The sequence below is a fragment of the Pseudomonas sp. V88_4 genome (genome assembly GCF_029967985.1).
Taxonomy (GTDB): Bacteria; Pseudomonadota; Gammaproteobacteria; order Pseudomonadales; family Pseudomonadaceae; genus Aquipseudomonas; species Aquipseudomonas glycinae.
On sequence record NZ_JASCAF010000043.1, the window covers coordinates 332,415 to 351,903 of the forward strand.

Annotated in this window: 13 protein-coding genes and 1 other RNA gene; 8 read left to right on the top strand and 6 right to left on the bottom strand. The window is 59.0% G+C overall.

Features of this window, described 5'->3' with window-relative positions; genetic code table 11:
• Positions 1-7: 7 nt before the first annotated feature.
• The gene (locus QLG12_RS20880) at positions 8-1,411 is read right to left on the bottom strand and encodes a sodium-dependent transporter (RefSeq protein ID WP_282475152.1); all 1,404 of its coding nucleotides are present in this window, start codon (positions 1,409-1,411) and stop codon (positions 8-10) included.
• Between the two features lie 119 nt (positions 1,412-1,530).
• On the opposite strand from QLG12_RS20880, the gene smpB reads away from it, so the two are divergent.
• The gene (gene smpB, locus QLG12_RS20885; protein WP_282475153.1) at positions 1,531-2,013 is read left to right on the top strand and encodes an SsrA-binding protein SmpB; all 483 of its coding nucleotides are present in this window, start codon (positions 1,531-1,533) and stop codon (positions 2,011-2,013) included.
• Positions 2,014-2,063: 50 nt separating this feature from the next.
• Here the strand turns inward: smpB and QLG12_RS20890 are convergent, their stop codons facing one another.
• On the bottom strand, positions 2,064-2,831 hold the full coding sequence (locus QLG12_RS20890) for an FCD domain-containing protein (RefSeq protein WP_039769141.1): 768 nt from the start codon (positions 2,829-2,831) through the stop codon (positions 2,064-2,066).
• A 262-nt stretch (positions 2,832-3,093) separates the two neighbouring features.
• Here QLG12_RS20890 and QLG12_RS20895 point away from each other — a divergent pair, with 262 nt between their 5' ends.
• The 7 genes from QLG12_RS20895 (at position 3,094) to ssrA (ending at position 11,601) form a co-directional block, all read left to right on the top strand.
• Complete coding sequence (locus QLG12_RS20895) at positions 3,094-4,788, top strand: lactate permease LctP family transporter (protein WP_282475154.1); 1,695 nt, start codon at positions 3,094-3,096, stop codon at positions 4,786-4,788.
• 150 nt (positions 4,789-4,938) lie between these two features.
• Positions 4,939-5,763, top strand: coding sequence for a (Fe-S)-binding protein (locus tag QLG12_RS20900; protein WP_039769136.1), 825 nt, complete (start codon positions 4,939-4,941; stop codon positions 5,761-5,763).
• Positions 5,760-7,214 (top strand): LutB/LldF family L-lactate oxidation iron-sulfur protein, encoded by a 1,455-nt coding sequence (locus tag QLG12_RS20905; RefSeq protein ID WP_282475155.1) that lies wholly within the window; start codon positions 5,760-5,762, stop codon positions 7,212-7,214. The genes QLG12_RS20900 and QLG12_RS20905 overlap by 4 nt, the downstream gene beginning before the upstream one ends.
• On the top strand, positions 7,214-7,885 hold the full coding sequence (locus QLG12_RS20910) for a lactate utilization protein C (protein WP_011332385.1): 672 nt from the start codon (positions 7,214-7,216) through the stop codon (positions 7,883-7,885). The genes QLG12_RS20905 and QLG12_RS20910 overlap by 1 nt, the downstream gene beginning before the upstream one ends.
• On the top strand, positions 7,882-10,704 hold the full coding sequence (locus QLG12_RS20915) for an FAD-binding and (Fe-S)-binding domain-containing protein (protein ID WP_282475156.1): 2,823 nt from the start codon (positions 7,882-7,884) through the stop codon (positions 10,702-10,704). Before QLG12_RS20910 ends, QLG12_RS20915 begins: the two co-directional genes overlap by 4 nt.
• A 130-nt stretch (positions 10,705-10,834) precedes the next feature.
• Entirely contained in the window at positions 10,835-11,113 is a 279-nt protein-coding gene (locus QLG12_RS20920; protein WP_108559530.1) for a hypothetical protein, read from the top strand.
• A 98-nt stretch (positions 11,114-11,211) separates the two neighbouring features.
• Positions 11,212-11,601: a transfer-messenger RNA gene (gene ssrA / locus QLG12_RS20925) on the top strand.
• A gap of 298 nt (positions 11,602-11,899) precedes the next feature.
• Here the strand turns inward: ssrA and QLG12_RS20930 are convergent.
• From QLG12_RS20930 to QLG12_RS20945, 4 genes are read right to left on the bottom strand one after another with little or no spacing between them, the layout of a single operon-like run.
• Complete coding sequence (locus QLG12_RS20930) at positions 11,900-12,811, bottom strand: restriction endonuclease (protein WP_282475157.1); 912 nt, start codon at positions 12,809-12,811, stop codon at positions 11,900-11,902.
• A gap of 27 nt (positions 12,812-12,838) precedes the next feature.
• Positions 12,839-16,039 (bottom strand): DEAD/DEAH box helicase family protein, encoded by a 3,201-nt coding sequence (locus tag QLG12_RS20935; RefSeq protein WP_282475158.1) that lies wholly within the window; start codon positions 16,037-16,039, stop codon positions 12,839-12,841.
• Entirely contained in the window at positions 16,039-17,424 is a 1,386-nt protein-coding gene (locus QLG12_RS20940; RefSeq protein WP_282475159.1) for a restriction endonuclease subunit S, read from the bottom strand. Before QLG12_RS20940 ends, QLG12_RS20935 begins: the two co-directional genes overlap by 1 nt.
• A complete protein-coding gene (locus tag QLG12_RS20945; RefSeq protein WP_282475160.1) occupies positions 17,421-19,400 on the bottom strand; it encodes a class I SAM-dependent DNA methyltransferase in 1,980 nt (659 codons plus the stop codon). Before QLG12_RS20945 ends, QLG12_RS20940 begins: the two co-directional genes overlap by 4 nt.
• Positions 19,401-19,489 lie beyond the last annotated feature (89 nt).

Below are 19,489 nucleotides of genomic sequence, written 5' to 3' on the forward strand. Positions count from 1 at the left end.
GTAAGCGTCACTTCCAGAGCTGGGCGGCAAACACTACAAGGATGCCGATGGGCGCCACATAGCGCATCAAAAACAGAGACAGGGCGAACAGAGCCGGGCTGCGAATCGACAATTCGTCACGCACCGCTTCACGCCCCATCACCCAACCGGCAAACAGCACGAAGCACAGCCCGCCGAGCGGCAACATGATCCGCGAGGTGAAGAAGTCGATCACACCAAAGAAATCCAGACCACCGGCCACACCCCATTGGTAGAGATGAAACACCCCGCCATCGTTCACGAAAAATTTGGCTTCCTTCCAGATATTGAAGGAAAACACCGTGCCCAGACCGACGAACCAGCAGGTGAACGCCAGCCAGAATGTCACCCACGTACGGCTGATTTTAGTCCGCTCGACCAGATAGGCGACCATCGGCTCCAGCAGGGAAATGGCCGAGCTCCAGGCCGCGATTGCCACCAGAACAAAGAACACCACGCCCATCAACTGGCCGAAAAGCACGTTACCGAAAGCAAATGGCAGACTGACGAACATCAGCCCCGGGCCTTCACTCGGATTCAAACCACCGGCAAACACAATCGGAAACAAGGCCAGACCGGCCACCAGCGAAACAAAGGTATCGAGCAGCGCCACACCCACGACCGTGCCGGACAGCGAAGCTTCCTTGGTCATGTAGGCGCCGTAGATCATGATCGAGCCCACCCCAACGCTCAGGGAGAAGAACGCGTGGCCCATGGCCGGCAGCAAGCCGTCGAGGACTTTTTCCGGGTGGAAGTCGAACATGAAGTGCACGCCCTCCATGAAATGCCCGGTGGTCATGCTGTAACCCAGCAGCACCAGTACCATCACGAACAGCAGCGGCATCATGATCCGCAGGCTGCGCTCAAGCCCCGCGACGACGCCTTTGGCGATCACCACCGCAGACAGCAGCATGAAAACCGTGTGCCAAAGTGTCAGGCGCCAGGGGTCGGAGATGACATTTCCAAAATAGGCCCCGACCTGATCGGCCGTAGCCCCCTGAAAATCTCCGCGCCCCATATCAATGATGTAATCCAGCGACCAGCCGCCGACCACACTGTAGAAAGACAGGATCAGCAACGCCGTGATCATCCCGGCGAAGGCGCCCCACGACCATTTGCCCGAGTGCCCGGCTTCCCGCGCCAGCACCTTCAGGGCGTTCGCCGGACTCTGGCGGGCACGGCGGCCGATCAGGGTTTCAGCGAGCATCACCGGGATGCCGATCAGCGCAATGCACGCCAGAAACATCAGTACGAAGGCGCCGCCACCGTAGACCCCGACCATGTAGGGGAATTTCCAGATGCTGCCCAATCCCACGGCCGAACCGGTCGCGGCGAATATGAAAACCCAGCGGCTAGCCCAACTGCCGTGGACAGAAACCTTGTCTGTCGACATCGTTTATCACGCCCAAGCGTTAGAAAAAGAGGCCGCATTGTCCGGGATTCACTCAACCTGCTCAAGCACGCAGCATCACCGTAGCCGACAGCCGTTTATCTCCATATAATGCCGCCCCTATGGCTAAACAGAAGAAACACCCAACAGGGACCATCGCGCAAAACAAAAAGGCGCGACACGATTACTTCATCGAGCACAAGTTCGAGGCTGGTCTGGTCCTGGCCGGCTGGGAAGTAAAAAGTCTGCGGGCAAGCAAGCTGCAACTGGTCGACAGTTACGTGCTGCTCAAGGATGGCGAGGCCTGGTTGCTCGGCAGCCACATCACGCCTCTGATGACCGCCAGCACCCACGTCATTGCCGATCCGGTGCGTACCCGCAAGCTGCTGCTCAACCGCCGCGAACTGGACAAGCTCTCCGCCGCCGTGCAGCAGAAGGGTTACGCCTGCGTGTGCCTGTCCTGGTACTGGAGCAAGCACATGGTCAAGTGCGAGATCGCTCTGGGCAAGGGCAAGAAGGAATACGACAAGCGTGATACCGAACGCGAACGCGACGCCGGTCGCGAGTTGCAGCGTGCGGTGCGCAACAAGGGCAAGGAAGACTGATTTTTCTGCCTGAATGACCGTTCCCGCGCCTGGCACGGGAGCGGTCTTTTTTACATCCCTTTGCGTCGCTCGGCGCGAGCCATGCGCTGCACTTCCTGTCGCACTTCTTCCAGCACTTCCTGCACATACAGAATGTGTCGGCTGGAGACCTCACGCGCCTGCTCCGCGCGCCCTTCGATAATCGCCAGATACAATTCCCGATGCTGGGTTATCAGCATGTCGCGGGTTTCCGTGCGCTGCTTGTACATGCCACCGATGTTGGTCACCACGTTGCGCTTGAGCAGATCGAACAAGCCGCGAATGGTGTGCAGCAACACCGCGTTGTGACTGGCCTCGGCAATCGCCAGGTGGAATTTCGCATCCGCCGCGCCCTCTTCCGCCCGGCTCACTTCGTCATGACGCGAATAGCAATCCTGTAACTCTTCAAACGCCGCCGTCAGCCGCTCCCGATCCACATCTGTGGCGCGCAATGCTGCGTAATAGGCACACGATGCCTCCAGCGTGTGGCGAAATTCCAGCAGATCGCGCTGGGCCTCGGGATTGCTTTCCAGCAATTGCAGCAGCGGATCGCTGAACGTCGAACCGAGGCTTTCCACAACATAGTTGCCGCCGCCCTGCTTGCTGACCAGCAAGCCCTTGGCCGCCAGCTTCTGAATCGCCTCGCGCAACGAAGGCCGGGAAACGCCGAACTGTTCCGCCAGAGTCCGCTCGGCCGGCAGACGCTCGCCGGACTTCAGCGTGCCCTCGAGAATCATCCCTTCCAGTCGCTCGACAATGTCATCAGACAAACGGCGCTGACGTATCTGATCAAACCCCATCACTCAATTCTCCACCATCCCGACCGCTCGCCGGGCTCTCTATTCTGGCCTATCGACGCTGCGCCGACACCTGCCAGATGACATTTGGGCGACCGGATCAGATCGAGCTCTGCACCGGTGATTCGACAAAAGTTTTAGGGCGGCAAATTGACACACCGACATCAAGGCTTTTAACCTAGCCAGCAGCGATTGTAAATTGGTATTACCAATTAACCAAGAACGCTGAAAGTGCCTGACCAACAACAATTAGGGGCCACCCCATATGCAAACCTGGCAACAGCTCTACAGCCCGCTCGGCAGTCTCGGCGTGTCCGCACTCGCGGCCGTCATCCCCATCGTTTTCTTCTTCCTCGCTTTGGCGGTGTTCCGCCTCAAGGGTCATGTGGCCGGCAGCATCACGCTCGCCCTGGCTATCGCGGTGGCGATCTTCGCGTTCCAGATGCCGGTCGACATGGCGTTCGCCGCCGCCGGATATGGCTTCGCCTATGGTCTGTGGCCAATTGCCTGGATCATTGTGGCGGCGGTGTTCCTGTACAAACTGACGGTCAAGAGCGGTCAGTTCGAGGTCATCCGCAGCTCGGTGCTGTCGATCACCGATGACCAGCGTCTGCAGGTGCTGCTGATCGGTTTCTGCTTCGGCGCATTCCTGGAAGGTGCCGCCGGTTTCGGTGCACCCGTGGCGATTACCGCTGCGCTGCTGGTGGGACTCGGCTTCAACCCGCTGTACGCCGCCGGCCTGTGCCTGATTGCCAACACCGCACCGGTAGCGTTCGGCGCACTGGGAATTCCGATCATCGTGGCCGGGCAAGTCACCGGCATCGACGCGTTCAAGATCGGCGCCATGACCGGCCGCCAGCTGCCGCTACTGTCGCTGTTCGTGCCGTTCTGGCTGGTGTTCATGATGGACGGCCTGCGCGGTGTACGTGAAACCTGGCCGGCGGCGCTGGTCGCAGGCCTGAGCTTTGCCGTCACCCAATACTTCACTTCGAATTTCATCGGCCCGGAACTGCCGGACATCACGTCGGCCCTGGCCAGCCTGATTTCGCTGACACTGTTCCTGAAGGTCTGGCAGCCGAAACGTGCCGCCGGCCAGCACATCGTCGGCGCCGTGTCCGCTTCGGTGGTGACTGCCAGCGTCGGCGGTTTCGGCCAGAAGCGCACCACAGTCGCTTCGCCTTACAGCCTCGGGGAAATTTTCAAGGCATGGTCGCCGTTCCTGATCCTCACCGTGCTGGTGACCATCTGGACGCTCAAGCCCTTCAAGGCCATGTTCGCCGCCGGCGGTTCGATGTACGCCTGGGTGTTCAACTTCGCGATTCCGCACCTGGATCAACTGGTAATCAAGACTGCGCCGATCGTGGCCGCCCCGACCGCGATTCCGGCCGTGTTCAAACTCGATCCGATTTCCGCGACCGGCACGGCGATTTTCTTCTCCGCGCTGATCTCGATGCTGGTACTGAGGATCAATATCAAAACTGGTCTGACCACTTTGAAAGAGACCTTCTACGAACTGCGCTGGCCGATCCTGTCGATCGGCATGGTGTTGGCTTTTGCCTTCGTCACCAACTATTCCGGCATGTCCTCGACCATGGCCCTGGTGCTGGCGGCAACCGGCGCGGCATTCCCGTTCTTCTCGCCGTTCCTCGGCTGGCTCGGCGTGTTCCTGACCGGTTCCGATACCTCGTCCAACGCCTTGTTCAGTTCGTTGCAAGCAACCACCGCGCACCAGATCGGGGTCAACGACACCTTGCTGGTGGCGGCCAATACCAGCGGCGGCGTGACCGGCAAGATGATTTCACCACAGTCGATTGCCGTGGCCTGCGCCGCGACCGGGCTGGTGGGCAAGGAATCCGATCTGTTCCGCTTCACCCTCAAGCACAGCCTATTCTTTGCCACGATTGTCGGCCTGATCACCTTGGCCCAGGCCTACTGGTTCACTGGCATGCTGGTGCATTAAGCCGACAAGCAACATGGAAATAACCGACGCCGGTTCGTGATTCCGGCGTCAGCAATTCACAACCCGGTCTGTAAGGCTGCTGAAAGCAACGCGCTCTATATTCGGCAGCCTCAACAGACGGATAACCGGGCCCACCCGGAGACACGCCTGATGAGCGAGCTTTTTTACAATGCTGTGCCCAACGCTACTCGCGTCGCACCGCCACTGCCCGAACCCCGGCAATACCCCAGCGAGAAACCGTCGCGGGTCTACCTGTTCGGCACGTGCGTAGTCGACCTGTTCTACCCGGAAGCCGGGATGGACGCGATCCACTTGCTGGAGCGCGAAGGCATCCGGGTCGACTACCCGCAAGGGCAGAGCTGCTGCGGACAACCGGCCTACACCTCGGGTTACACCGAGCAGGCACGGACGGTGGCGCGCTCGCAACTGGCGCTGTTTGCCGGGGACTATCCGGTGGTGGTGCCGTCGGGTTCGTGCGCCGGGATGATCCGCGAGCATTACGCCGACTTGTTCAAGGACGAGCCGGAAACGTTGAAACAGGTTCAGGCCCTCGCGGCCCGTACCTACGAGTTGGCCGAGTTCCTGCTGTTCGTCTGCAAGGTGCAGCTCAAGGACAGCGGCGAGCCGGTGAAAGTGGCGCTGCACACCTCGTGTTCGGCGCGACGGGAAATGAACACCCACCTGCACGGCCGCGAGTTGTTGGCGCAGTTGAGCAACGTGGAACGGGTCAATCACGACCATGAAAGCGAATGCTGTGGCTTCGGTGGGACATTCAGCGTCCGTATGCCAGACATTTCCGGCGCGATGGTGGCCGACAAGACCCGGGCGTTGAAGGAATCCGGCGCGCATCAGGTACTCAGTGCCGACTGCGGCTGCCTGATGAACATCAACGGCTCGCTGGAGAAACAGCAGGAAGCACTGCGCGGGCAACACCTGGCGAGCTTTCTTTGGCAACGAACCGGAGGTGCGCGATGAGCACTTCCACGATTATTCCTACGGTTGCCGTAGAAGAAGATTTCCGCACCCGGGCACACAACGCCCTGGGCGATTCGCAGTTGCGGAACAACTTCCGCACCGCGATGGATTCACTGATGACCAAGCGGGCAGCGGCTTTCAGCGATGCCCACGAAAGAGAACACTTGCGCGCCCTGGGCAACTCGATCAGGGCGCGTGCGCTCTCCAAGTTGCCCGACCTGCTCGAGCAACTGGAACAGAACCTGACCCGCAACGGTGTGACAGTGCACTGGGCGGAAACGGTGGACGAGGCCAATGGCATCGTCCTTTCGATCATCCGCGCTCACGAGGCGCGGCAAGTGATCAAGGGCAAATCGATGGTCAGCGAAGAGATGGAGATGAACCATTTCCTCGAGGCTCAAGGTGTTGAATGCCTGGAGTCCGACATGGGGGAATACATCGTCCAGCTCGACCACGAGAAGCCTTCACACATAATCATGCCGGCAATCCACAAGAATGCCGGTCAGGTCGCGTCCTTGTTCCACGACAAACTTGGCGTGGAATACACCAAGGACGTTGACCAACTCATTCAGATCGGTCGCAGGGTCCTGCGGCAGAAATTCTTCGAAGCGGACATCGGCGTCTCCGGTGTCAACTTCGCCGTGGCCGAAACCGGCACCCTGCTGCTGGTGGAAAACGAAGGCAACGGCCGCATGACCACCACCGTGCCGCCGGTGCACATCGCCGTCACCGGCATCGAAAAAGTCGTGGAAAACCTGCGCGACGTGGTGCCGCTGCTGTCATTACTGACCCGCTCGGCGCTGGGCATTCCGATCACCACTTACGTCAACATGATCTCCGGCCCGCGCAAGGAACATGAACTCGACGGCCCGCAGGAAGTGCATCTGGTATTGCTCGACAACGGTCGCAGCCAGGCCTTCGCCGACAGCGAACTGCGCCAGACGTTGAACTGCATCCGCTGCGGCGCCTGCATGAACCATTGCCCGGTTTACACCCGCGTCGGCGGCCATACCTACGGCGAGGTTTACCCCGGCCCGATCGGCAAAATCATCACCCCGCACATGGTCGGCCTGGCGAAAGTCCCGGATCACCCGAGCGCGTCTTCGTTGTGCGGCGCCTGCGGTGAAGTGTGCCCGGTGAAGATTCCAATCCCCGCGTTGCTGCGGCGCCTGCGCGAAGAAAACGTCAAAGCCCCGGACGCACCGCATCAGGTGATGCGCGGTCAGGGCAGCAAATACTCGCGCAAGGAACGTTTCATCTGGAACGCTTGGGCGAAGCTCAACAGCTCGCCGACTTTGTATCGACTGTTTGCGTTTTTCGCCACGCGCCTGCGCGCGCTGGCGCCGAACAATGTCGGGCCGTGGACGCAGAACCACAGCGCACCGAAACCCGCCGCCCGCTCACTGCATGACATGGCTCGCGAACACCTGGCCAAACGAGGAGACCGTTGATGAGCGCCAAACAAAACATCCTCGGCAAGTTACGGAAGAGTCTGACCGGCACCACGCCGATTGCCGACAACTTCGACGTCGATCTGGTGACCCAGCCTTACACCTACAGCGCCGAACAACGGATCCCGCAACTGCGCAAACTGATGGAAGCGGTGCACACCGAAATCCACCTGACTTCCGCTGATGGCTGGCCGGCGCTGCTGGCGCAATTGCTGCGCGACCGTCAGTTGCCGAGTCTGTTGATCGCACCGACTACGCCGCACGGGCAGCGCATCACACAGCACTGGGCGAACAATCCTGATCTACCGGCGCTGAAGTCCTACGACCGCCCGATGGAAGAGTGGAAAGCCGAGTTGTTCAACGACACCCCGGCCAGCCTAACCGGCACCCTCGGCGCCATCGCCGCCACCGGCAGCCTGATTCTGTGGCCGACCCGCGAAGAACCACGGCTGATGAGCCTGGTGCCGCCGGTGCATTTCGCCCTGCTCAAGGCCAGCCAAATTCGCGACAACTTCTATCAGGTGCAGCAGGAATTCGAGTGGGCCCAAGGCATGCCGACCAACGCATTGCTGGTGTCCGGCCCATCGAAGACCGCCGACATCGAACAAGTCCTGGCCTACGGCGCCCACGGCCCGAAAGACCTGGTGGTGTTGATCCTGGAGGACCAATGACCTTACCGGCGACTTTCCTGCGCGATGCGCAGCAGCTGATTCCTGCCGAACGGCGTTTCGACGATCCGCTGTCGACCCTGGCCTTCGGCACCGATGCCAGTTTCTACCGATTGATTCCGCAACTGGTGATCCGCGTCGAATCGGAAGATGAAGTGGTGGCGCTGCTGAAACTGGCCCAGCGCGATCAGGTCCCGGTGACCTTCCGCGCCGCCGGCACCAGCCTGTCCGGCCAAGCGATCAGTGATTCGGTGTTGATCGTGCTTGGGGATAACTGGAACGCTCGTGAAATTCGCGGCCAGGGCACGCAAATCCGCCTGCAACCGGGCGTGATCGGTGCCCAGGCCAATGCATGGCTGGCGCCATTCGGGCGTAAGATCGGTCCGGATCCGGCGTCGATCAACGCCTGCAAGATCGGCGGCATCGTCGCCAACAACGCCAGCGGCATGTGCTGCGGCACCGCGCAAAACACCTATCACACGCTGGCCGGGATTCGTCTGGTGCTGGCCGACGGCACACGTCTCGACACCGAAGATGCCGCCAGCGTCGAGGCGTTTCGAGTCAGCCACCGCGAACTACTGGAACGCTTGGCAACATTGGGCCGCGAAACCCGCGCCAATGCCGAGCTCGCCGCGCGAATCCGCCACAAATACCGTCTGAAAAATACCACCGGCCTGTCGCTCAACGCCCTGGTGGATTTCGATGAGCCTGTGGATATCTTGAGCCACTTGCTGGTCGGTTCCGAAGGCACGCTTGGCTTCATCAGCGCAGTGACCTACGACACGGTGATCGACCACCCGAACAAGGCGTCGGCGCTGATCGTTTTCCCGGACGTGGAAACCTGCTGCAACGCCGTCACCGTGCTGAAAAGCCAACCGGTGTCCGCCGTGGAACTGCTCGACCGCCGCAGCCTGCGTTCGGTGCAGGACAAACCCGGCATGCCGGATTTCGTACAGCAGCTGTCGAACAATGCCTGCGCGCTGTTGATCGAATCCCGCGCCGCGTCTTCCACTTTGCTGCAGGAACAACTGGCGCAGATCATGGCGTCACTCGGCGGTTTCCCGGTGGAAAAACAGGTCGACTTCACCGAAGACCCGGTCGAAAACGCCCGTCTCTGGGCGATCCGCAAAGACACCTTCCCCGCCGTCGGCGCCGTGCGCAAGACCGGCACTACGGTGATCATCGAAGACGTCACCTTCCCGGTGGAACAACTGGCCATCGGCGTGAACCGTCTGATCGAGCTGTTCGACAAACATCACTACGACGAAGCGATCCTTTTCGGACACGCGCTGGAAGGCAATCTGCACTTCGTCTTCACCCAAGGCTTCAACAGCGCGGAAGAAGTCGCACGCTATCAGGCGTTCATGGACGATGTGGCGCAACTGGTGGCCGTGGAGTTCGGCGGTTCGCTGAAGGCGGAGCACGGCACCGGGCGCAACATGGCGCCCTTCGTCGAACTGGAATGGGGCAGCGACGCCTATCAATTGATGTGGCAGCTCAAACGCCTGCTCGACCCCAACGGCATTCTCAATCCGGACGTGGTGCTCAGCGAAGATCCGCAGATCCACCTCAAGCACCTGAAACCGCTGCCGGCGGCCGACGAGATCGTCGATAAATGCATCGAGTGCGGTTTCTGTGAGCCGGTCTGCCCCTCGAAAGGCCTGACCCTGAGCCCGCGCCAGCGCATCGTGATCTGGCGCGATATCCAGGCGCGAAAGCGCGCCGGGATCGACACCGCCGAACTGGAAAAAGCCTACGAGTACCAAGGCATTGATACCTGCGCCGCGACCGGTTTGTGTGCGCAACGCTGCCCCGTGGGAATCAATACCGGCGAGCTGGTGAAAAAGCTGCGCAGCCGTCACGCCACCCATACGAAAACCGCCAACCTGATCGAAGGAAATTTCGCCACCACTCTGCAAGGTGCGCGCTTCACCCTGCATGTGGCCAACGGAGCGCGGATGTTGTTGGGGGCACCGCGCCTGGCGAAGCTTTCAGCGACCCTGACGCGGCTGTCCAAAGGTCAGGTGCCGCTGTGGACCAACGCGATGCCGCAGCCGGAAAAAGCCATTCGCTTCAGTCCGGCCGTGTCGGACGAACGCCCGCGCGTCGTGTATCTGGCGGCCTGCGTCTCGCGTGTGATGGGGCCGGCGGCGGGCGACAAGGAGCAGATGTCGCTGTACGACAAAACCCGTGGTCTGCTGGAGAAGGCCGGTTATCAGGTGGTGTTCCCGGACAATCTGGACAACCTCTGCTGCGGCCAGCCCTTCGCGTCCAAGGGCTATGCCGAACAGGCCGAGCACAAGCGTCAGGAGCTGATCGGCGCATTGCTCCAGGCCAGTCGCGGCGGCCTCGATCCGATCTATTGCGACACCAGCCCCTGCACCTTGCGACTGGTACAGGACGTGGGAAATGTTCGCCTGGATCTGTATGACCCTGTGCGATTCATACGTACGCATCTGCTGGACCGGCTCGACTTCACGCCGCAGGAAGCACCGATTGCCGTCCACGTAACGTGCAGCACTCAGCATCTTGGGGAGAGCCAGGCGCTGATCGAACTGGCGCGCAAATGCAGCAAGACGGTTGTGATTCCGGAAGGTATTCACTGCTGCGGTTTTGCTGGTGACAAGGGTTTCACCACGCCGGAACTCAACAGCCACTCACTGCGAACGCTCAAGGATGCGGTGCAGCATTGCAGCGAGGGGATTTCCACCAGCCGCACCTGTGAGATCGGTCTGACGCAACATGGTGGAATCGACTACCACGGTCTGGTGTATCTGGTGGATCGGGTGACCCAAGCCAAAGCCCCCGCAACCGCCCTCTGAAGAAAAATAGAACCCTTGCGAGCGACCGCAGTCCACAGAACAGGCCCCGAACAATCGGGGCTTGTCCTCCATTCGGTTGCCCGTCCTGACGGCCAGCGAAGTCTGGATCCCTCAGTTCAAGGAGATACACATGAAGCGTTCTGTACTGTTAGGTCTGTTCGTTACTGCCTCGATGATGGCTTCCACTTCGTTCGCCGCAGATAAGCCTGCTGACTTGTGCGACGCCAACATCCAGGAGATCAATAATCTCAAAGGGCAGTTGTCATCGTCCCCGGAAAAAACCCAGATGGTTGAAACCAGCCTGAGCAAGGCCCAAGCCCTCAAAGCTCAAGGCAAAATTGATGACTGTGTGGCAGAAACCTCGAAAACCAAGCTGGAGATACAAAAAGCCAGCGGCACCAACAACTGATCGATGCTGACGGGCCAACCTGCGGGTTGGCCTCGTCGGCAGATTGACGTACACTGTGCACGCTTGTTGCCTGATCAGATTTACCAGGCAATGAGTTCGGGGCCGTTTAGGATTCGACGCCGGTTGCGAAACTCTAGGTGCATGCCGACTTGGTAACAGAAGTCGTAAATCCACTGTTGCAACTACTTATAGTTGCCAATGACGACCAATACGGTGCTGCTCTCGCTGCTTAATTGCAGCTGACATGCACTCCTGGTACCTTCGGGTCCAGCAATCATCAGGGGATGTCTGTAAACCCGAAATGATTGTCATATAGAACAGAATCGCCGTGCAGTACGTTGTGGACGAAGCGGCTAAAACTTACACAACTCGCCCAAAGCACCCTGCCCGTCGGGTCGCTGAGGGTTAACTTAATAGACACGGCTACGCATGTAGTACCGACAGCGGAGTACTGGCGGACGGGGGTTCAAATCCCCCCGGCTCCACCAAATAAGCGTTAAAAATTAGGCACTTAGCGAATAGCTACAGTGCCTTTTTTGTGCCTTTCGGGCCTGTTTGGGCTGTGTTATGCCAGCTCTATACAGCGTATCTGCCCGCGAAGCCCATCCGCAGCTGTAGCCTTTCCAGTGCCCACCTGATTTTGTTGGAGTCGCCCTTATCGCGGCGGTTAGCACCATAATCGCGGTTTCGTATAGCCCTTATCCTTGGCGGGGATAAAAACTGCCACAACAACAGTGATCTCCGAGTTCATACCTATTTGGATTAGCCGGCCACCTGGATTGTGACTCACTCTTCCGCGAAGTAATCACTGTCCAGCTGCTTCACTTCGTAAACCTGCTTAACGCTCACGCCCAGGTTGTTCTCCACCATCAACCGCGCCAGCTCAACACCATCGATCAGCACCACTTTGATATCCAGCCCCTGCGCTGCAATACGGGCACCATCGGAAAAATCCGAGGTAGTGATAAACACGCCTTTCCGCGCCCGCTGACGAGTCAGGGCGCCGATAAACTTGTCGATCTCCGGCCGATGTACCGTGTTCGTCCAGCGTTTGGCTTGCAGGTAGATAACGTCTAGGCCGAGCTTGTCCTCCTTGATAATGCCGTCGATGCCGTCATCGTTGGTCGCCTGGGTCGCCTTACCGGCTTCCTTGCGCGAGCCGCCGTACCCCATGGCAATCATCAGATCGACCACCAACTGCTCAAAAAAACTGGGCGTCGCTGCCCGGATTTGCGCCAGCAACTCGTCTGCGAGGGACTGCACAAGCGCCTGATGCGCCTCGGCCAACTGCTCGTCCGGCGTGGTTTCGGCAATCTCAATGTCCAGCGCGACAGGTGCGTCAGATGTTTGCGGCTTGGCGGTATGGAAGTCCGCGAACTCGGGAAACTGCTTAAGCCAGCTCACAGTGATGCGCTCCGGGCCACTGACCAAAGCGTCCCGGCCACGCGCAGTGATCTGCACCATGCCCTTGGCGGGAATGCACAGCAGCCCGGCTTTATTCAGATAGGTACGAGCCCAGCCCACACGGTTGTTGATCACCGTCTGATGGCCGGAGGGCAGCCGCTCCTTACGCTCGTCCTCAGTCAGCTGGAACTGATCGGCCACCAGCTCACGCAACTCATTAAGCGGCAGCGGCGCACCGTTCTGCACGGTGGCCAACACCGGTCGCATGACGCTTTGAAAATCCGGAATTGCCATCATCACTTCCTAACTTTATTGGCCCGCTTAGATGCCACGCGAGTCGCTCTTATCGAGCCCGGCCGCCGTCTTCAGCATCTTCAAAATCACCAGAGCAAACGCACGGCTTTTGGTCTCGTTATCCAGCACCTCCAACGACAGCTTCTCGTGGTCGGTCATGGCATCCAACACTGTATCGAGGACGCGCTTGGGGAACAGACCGTGCATCACTTGCTCAACCGAGTGGTTGTTCACTTGGGCCATCACGTCTTCTTGGCGGCTGATGCGCTGGGCGATGCCTGTGAGGAACTGCAGCTGGTCGTCGTCACCCACCTCGGCACCGAAGATATCGTTCAGCGCCTCGATGATTTCCGACAGGCGCTTTTTCTCCGGGTCGTGGGGCTTACCGCTGCCTACATCGCTGCCGGGCTTGAGGGTGTATTCGCCGTTTTCTTCGCTCAGCCGCAGCTGGTGCTCGGCGCGCTTGCTCAGGCGGTAGTGGCTGAGTTGCAGTTCGCCCACATCAACGTCGTCTTGTTGGAGACGATCCACGCGCAGCAGCGGATGTAGGTGCTTGGCGTACACACACAGCTGCTCTAGCTCGCGGTCCTCATAAGGCACGATCTGGGAGAGGAACTCGTACAGGCGCACAAAGCTCTGCAGGTTCTTGCGGAACAGGTCGAGCTGATCAATCTGCTCGCCAGCCTCTTTCAGCGCGTGCTCGGCTTTTTTCAGGCCGGCGCTGTCGCCGTTGGCTTCGGCGGTGCGCTTGTAATCCAGCGCCTGCTGGCGCGATTCGATCGAGAAGGCATAACGCTTGGCAAAGCGCTCTTTAGCCGGGGTGCAGTAGTAGCTGAGCTTGCTGGCAGCAGCCTTGGGGTCGAAAAAGGCGATGGCGAACGCTTCGACCTCCTGCCAGTGATAAATTCCCTCGGCATCCAGTGTCTTCTGCAGGTCATAAATGATCTGCGGATCAGTCACATCGGTCAGTTCGGCCTTGGTGTAGTAAGGCAAGAAGGCGTCAAGAATGTCCTGGGGCTCGTTGAAGAAGTCGAGGATGAAGGTTTGCTTGCTATCACCGAAAGTGCGGTTCAGCCGCGACAAGGTTTGCACACAGTCCACGCCTTGCAGCTTCTTGTCCACGTACATGGCGCACAGCTTGGGCTGATCGAAGCCGGTCTGGTACTTGCTAGCGGCGATCATCACGTTGAAGTCTTGAGTGTCGAAGGCATCCGCCAAATCGCGGCCATTCAGGCCGGCGTTGAGCAGCCCGCTGCTTTCCGTCACCTCTTCGGGGATCACCTCATCCGGCAACACGCTGCCGGAGAACGCCACCAGTGGGTGCACATCGCTGTAACCCATCTGCTGCACGTAAGCCTTCATCGCCAACTGGTAGCGCACGGCCTCCTGGCGGCTACTGGTCACCACCATCGCCTTGGCCTGCCCCCCCAACAGACCACGGATATTGGCGCGGAAGTGCTCGACGATCACCTCGACCTTTTGGCTGATGTTGTACGGGTGCAGGCGCACCCAACGGGCCAGCTTGATACGCGCCTTCTTGCTGTCCACCTCGTCGTCTTCACCATCCGGGTGGGCGATCTTCCAGGCGATGCTGTAGGTGGTGTAGTTACGCAGCACGTCGAGGATAAAACCCTCCTCGATAGCCTGACGCATGGAATACAGGTGGAACGCCTCGGGCTTGTTGCTGGAGCTGGCTGGCAGCGTAGGATCGGCCGGGCGCCCGAACAGCTCCAGGGTCTTGGCCTTGGGCGTGGCGGTAAAGGCGTAGTAGCTGATGCGCTCATTCGGTTGGCGCGCCTGCACGGCAGCGTCGAGCAGCTCTTCGGCGCTGACTTCTTCCCCTTCCAAGGCATCGCTGCCAAGAATCTGCTTCAGCTTGCTGGCCGATGAGCCAGTTTGCGAGGAGTGCGCCTCGTCGGCGATTACCGCGTAGCGCCCGCTGGCCAACTTGAGATACTTATCCAGGGCATCGAACAACGCCGGGAAGGTCTGAATGGTGACGATGATGATGCGCGTCTGCTCGGCCAGTGCTTCGGCCAGTTGTTCGGATTTGCTCTGGCTGCTGGTTTCACGATTGATCTGCTTGACTACGCCTTGGGCATGCTCGAACTGGTAGATGGTGTCCTGCAGCTGCTTATCCAACACGGTGCGGTCGGTAATCACAATCACCGAGTTGAACAGGCGTTGGCCGGCATCGTCGTACAGCGAGGCCAGTTGATGCGCCGTCCAGGCGATGGAGTTGGACTTGCCTGAACCGGCGCTGTGCTGGATCAAATAGCGCTTGCCCGGCCCTTCGGTGCGGGTGGTATCTATTAGCTTATTGACCACTTCCCATTGGTGATAACGCGGGAAGATCACCGTCTCCTTGGTCACCAGCGTTCCATCGAGGCTTTCACTGGTTTTCTTGTCCAAGTGCAGAAAGCGACCCAGCACTTTGAGCCACGCATCCGGCTGCAGCAGACGTTGCCATAAGTAGCTAGTGGAGTATTGGCTGTCGTCCTCAGGTATCGGATTGCCTGCGCCGCCTTCCTCGCTTCCGAGATTAAACGGTAGGAAGAAGGTGTCTTTACCCGCCAGCTTCGTGGTCATCGCCACCTCGTTCTGGCCTACGGCAAAGTGCACCAGCGCGCCGCGCTTGAAGGTCAGTAGCGGCTCGGGCTTGCGCGTGAGTGGGTCTTTGACCGGGCGGTCTTGGCGGTACTGGCGCTTGGCGTTTTCCACCGACTGCTTGAACTCGCTTTTCAACTCCAGCGTGGCGGTGGGGATGCCGTTGACGAACAGCACCAGATCCAGCCGTGGGTTGTAGCTCTGCCCGCCGCTAGCCGCATCACGGGCATGGGGCGAGTAGGACAACTCCGGCACCACGCGTAGGCGGTTGCATTGGTAACGCTTGAGGGTGTCCGGGTTCATGCCGTGGTCGGGCTGGAAGCTGCACAGCTCCACCTTCACCGCCGGCAGCTTGAAACCATGGCGCAGCACATCCAGAGTGCCGCTCTGCTCCAGCTCGCGCACCAGCTTTTGCACCAGCACGCCATCCGGGTCATTCGGGTTGGCCTTGGCGAACCTGTCCCAACGCTCTGGCCAGGCATCCTTGAAATAGCCCAGCACATCCTCGGTATACAGCGCCGTGCGCCGGTCGTAGCCGCTGGCTATGCCGACTAGCCAGCCTTGGGCGGCCAGAGCGTCGATAATGTCGCGTTGAAACTGAGCTTCCTTGCTGTCCGCCATTACACGGCCTCTTCTACTAATTCGGGGGATGGCGCGCTGACCGGTGACTGCCAGCCGCGTACGTCGATTTTGCCGGTGACTGCGGCGGAGATTAGGGCGGAGCGGCGTTCCTGGAGCAACCTAATGCCCTCTACAGCTTCTTTGCTCAAGAAAGTAAACTGTGCTCTCAGCTTTTTTACTGCGGCGACAATCTCAGACACCTCGTTGCTTGGGGGAATAGGCACATAAATTGATTTGACAATGTCAGTGTTCAAGTTCGGCTGCCCCGAGCCAGCAGCCCTATCCCTGAGCCCCTCGGTCAGGGTCGCCAGATAGAGATATGAATACTCTTTATCCAGAGAGATGTTTTCGAAGCCTACAACTCCGTCATTAGCATTTGCGTCGATCATCAGTATTTTTGGAACACCCAAGGTCGCTCCGCTATTTGAAAGCAGCAAAGTGCCCTTTGAAAAAACTCGGCATTGATCACTGCCTTTCTTTGTCAGAAACGTCTCTGTTTCATCCAGATAGATTTCATCGTCTTTAGTTATTTCTGCAACTGTTACCCAAGGCGAATAATCACCATTGAATAGTTCTGGGTCACCGGCTGGTCGTGGTGAGCCTCCTCTGACAACAGAAGAAATATACCCAAATTTGCTTACCACCCAATGCGCAGGCACATCGCCTAACCACTCCACACCGGAGTCTTTCATCGGAACTGCCGGATCGAGGCCTTTGGTGACGGCTTTGGAGATCACGACCTGGCGCTTTTCCTTGAGCAGCTCGATCAGACGCTGCTGGTCTTCGATCAGCGCGTCGATACGGGCGGTTTCGTGGTCGAGGAAGAGAGCGATTTGGGTTTGCTCGGCTGTTGTAGGAAGGCAAGCAATACCACCGCGAAGAATTTCCTGAGTAACACTGAATACCTTGACCCCTTTTACGCCCATACGTAACTGGGTTCTGAAGGCGAATGACTCTAGATAATAGGCAAGAAACCGTGAACTTACGTCCGAATCCAAGCTGTAGATAATCGTGTGATAGCCAGCGAAAAGAGGCTCCAAGCCTGACACATGAGTGAAATTGCCGACGCCTTCAAGGTCCTCCGAGGTATCGGCAAACACAAAATCGCCATAGCTAATACAAGATGATGGCTCTGTTTCCAGATACTCCGCAGGCACGCATTTCAGGGCCTGTATGTCCTGATTCACCTCGAAGGGATACAAGGAGTGAACCTCCCCATAGTTCAGACAAGGGATACCTGTATCAGTTAAATCTGCCTTTGTTATCGTCAACCCCTTTCTAAAGCGACCGAGATACCTGAGCGGTTTAACACCCCAATGTTCAGGTACAACCCCTAGCCACTCGACCCCAGAATCCCTGTAGTCCGGATACGCTGGAAACGTCATGCCGACAGCCCCTCAATCATCTGCTTGATACGGTCGGTGCAGGCTTGCAGGTCGCTATCGATCTCGGCCAATGGGCGCGGCGGCTGGAACACATAGAAGTGGCGGTTAAAGGGAATCTCGAAGCCGACGATGCCAACCTCGCCGTCTTGGGCATCGGTCTTGCTTTCGTCGATCCAGGCATCCGGCACATGGGGTATGACCTCGCGCGCAAAATACTCGTAGACCGACTCCCCTAGCGGCACGTTCTCGTTGTCGCGGAGGCCGGCGTCTGCGTCCGGCTGACCCTTGGTCATGCAGATATCCGCCTCAGGGTCGCGCTCGCTCAGGGAGCTCATCAGGGCTTTTAGCTCTGGCGTGCTGAGGCTGACGCTGTGCGCGGTGAGGGCCTTCTTTAGCAGCTTGCTGAACTGCTCGCGGTTGCGGTGCAACACGCTGGCGTCCATCCCTTGCAGGGCGGCCAGTAACTGTTGTTGAGCGGCGCTGTCGAGTTTCTGCAGGGCTTTTTCATCCAGCACTTTGGCGATGCGTTCGGCGCTGGTTTGGAAGTTCAGGCGCAGCGGGCGTTCGACGGTGATGCGCCGGTAGCCGAAGGCGTCGATGGGAAAGATTTTGCTCTGTGCGGCTTGCTCGAAGCTGCCATACAAGCGCACCAACTCGCTGATTTGATCCTCGGTGATGTACTGGCGCTTACTGCCCAGCGACTTGCGCATTTTGGCGTAGTGCTGGCTACCGTCGATCAACTGCACCTTACCCTGGCGCGCAGCGGTCTTGTGGTTGCTGAGTATCCACACGTAGGTGGCGATGCCGGTGTTGTAGAACATGTCGGTCGGCAACGCGACGATGGCTTCGACCAGATCGTTCTGCAGCAGGTAGCGGCGAATCTCCGACTCACCCGAGCCCGCGCCGCCGGTAAACAGCGGCGAGCCGTTGAGGATGATGCCGATGCGCGAGCCACCGTCGCGCGGGTCACGCATCTTGCTGACCAGGTGCAGGAGGAACAGCAGCGAGCCATCGGACACACGCGGTAGGCCCGGCCCGAAGCGGCCGTCAAAGCCCTTTACCGTGTGCTCGTCGGTGATCTGCTTTTGCACCTTCTTCCATTCGACGCCGAACGGCGGGTTGCTGAGCATAAAGTCGAAGCGCTTGCCAGCTAGTTGATCGTTGGACAGGGTGTTGCCGAGCTTGATGCTGGCCACATCCTGGCCCTTGATCAGCATGTCCGCCTTGCAGATGGCGTAGGATTCTGGGTTGAGCTCCTGGCCGTGCAGCGACACGCTGACCTTTCCGCTGATGGACTGGATGTATTCATCACCCTCAGACAAAAAGCCACCGGTGCCAGCGGTTGGGTCATAGATGGTGACGATGCTGTTGGGCGCGAGCTTGTGGTCCTGATCGGTGATCACCAGCGAGGTGGTCAGGTGCACGATATCGCGTGGGGTGAAGTGTTCCCCGGCGGTTTCGTTGGAGCTCTCCGCAAACTTGCGGATCAGCTCTTCGAAGATGATGCCCATACCGAAGTTGCTGATGCGCTCAGGACTGAGATCAGTGGCAGCGAAACGTTGCACCACCTGATACAGCAGGTTGGCGGTTTCCAGCTGTTGCACGAAATCCTCAAAGTGGAAGTGCTCGAAGATCTCGCGGGCATCCTTGCTGAACGCCTGCACGTAGCTCATCAGGTCGGCGGTAGTCTGAGTGTCGGACAGGCTTTGCAGAGTTAGCTTGGAGCTATTGAAGAACTGCAGTCCGCCTGCGGCGCGCAGCATATACATCTCGCGCACGGTATCCGGGCGACCCTCCTGAGCGTAGGACTCGCGAATCACGGCATCCTTGGTCGGCGCCAGAACGCATTCCATACGGCGTAGCAGGGTGAACGGCAGGATGATACGACCGTACTGGGACTGCTTGAAGTCACCGCGCAGCAGATCGGCAATGGACCATAGAAACGCGGCCGTCTGGGAATGATTTTCCGTGTTCACGCAATAATTCCTCGGAGTACGGGCAAAACCGCAAGTCTATCACCAGAGGAGGCTCATCCGGAGCGAGTGCTTTAGCTATCAGGACGTGT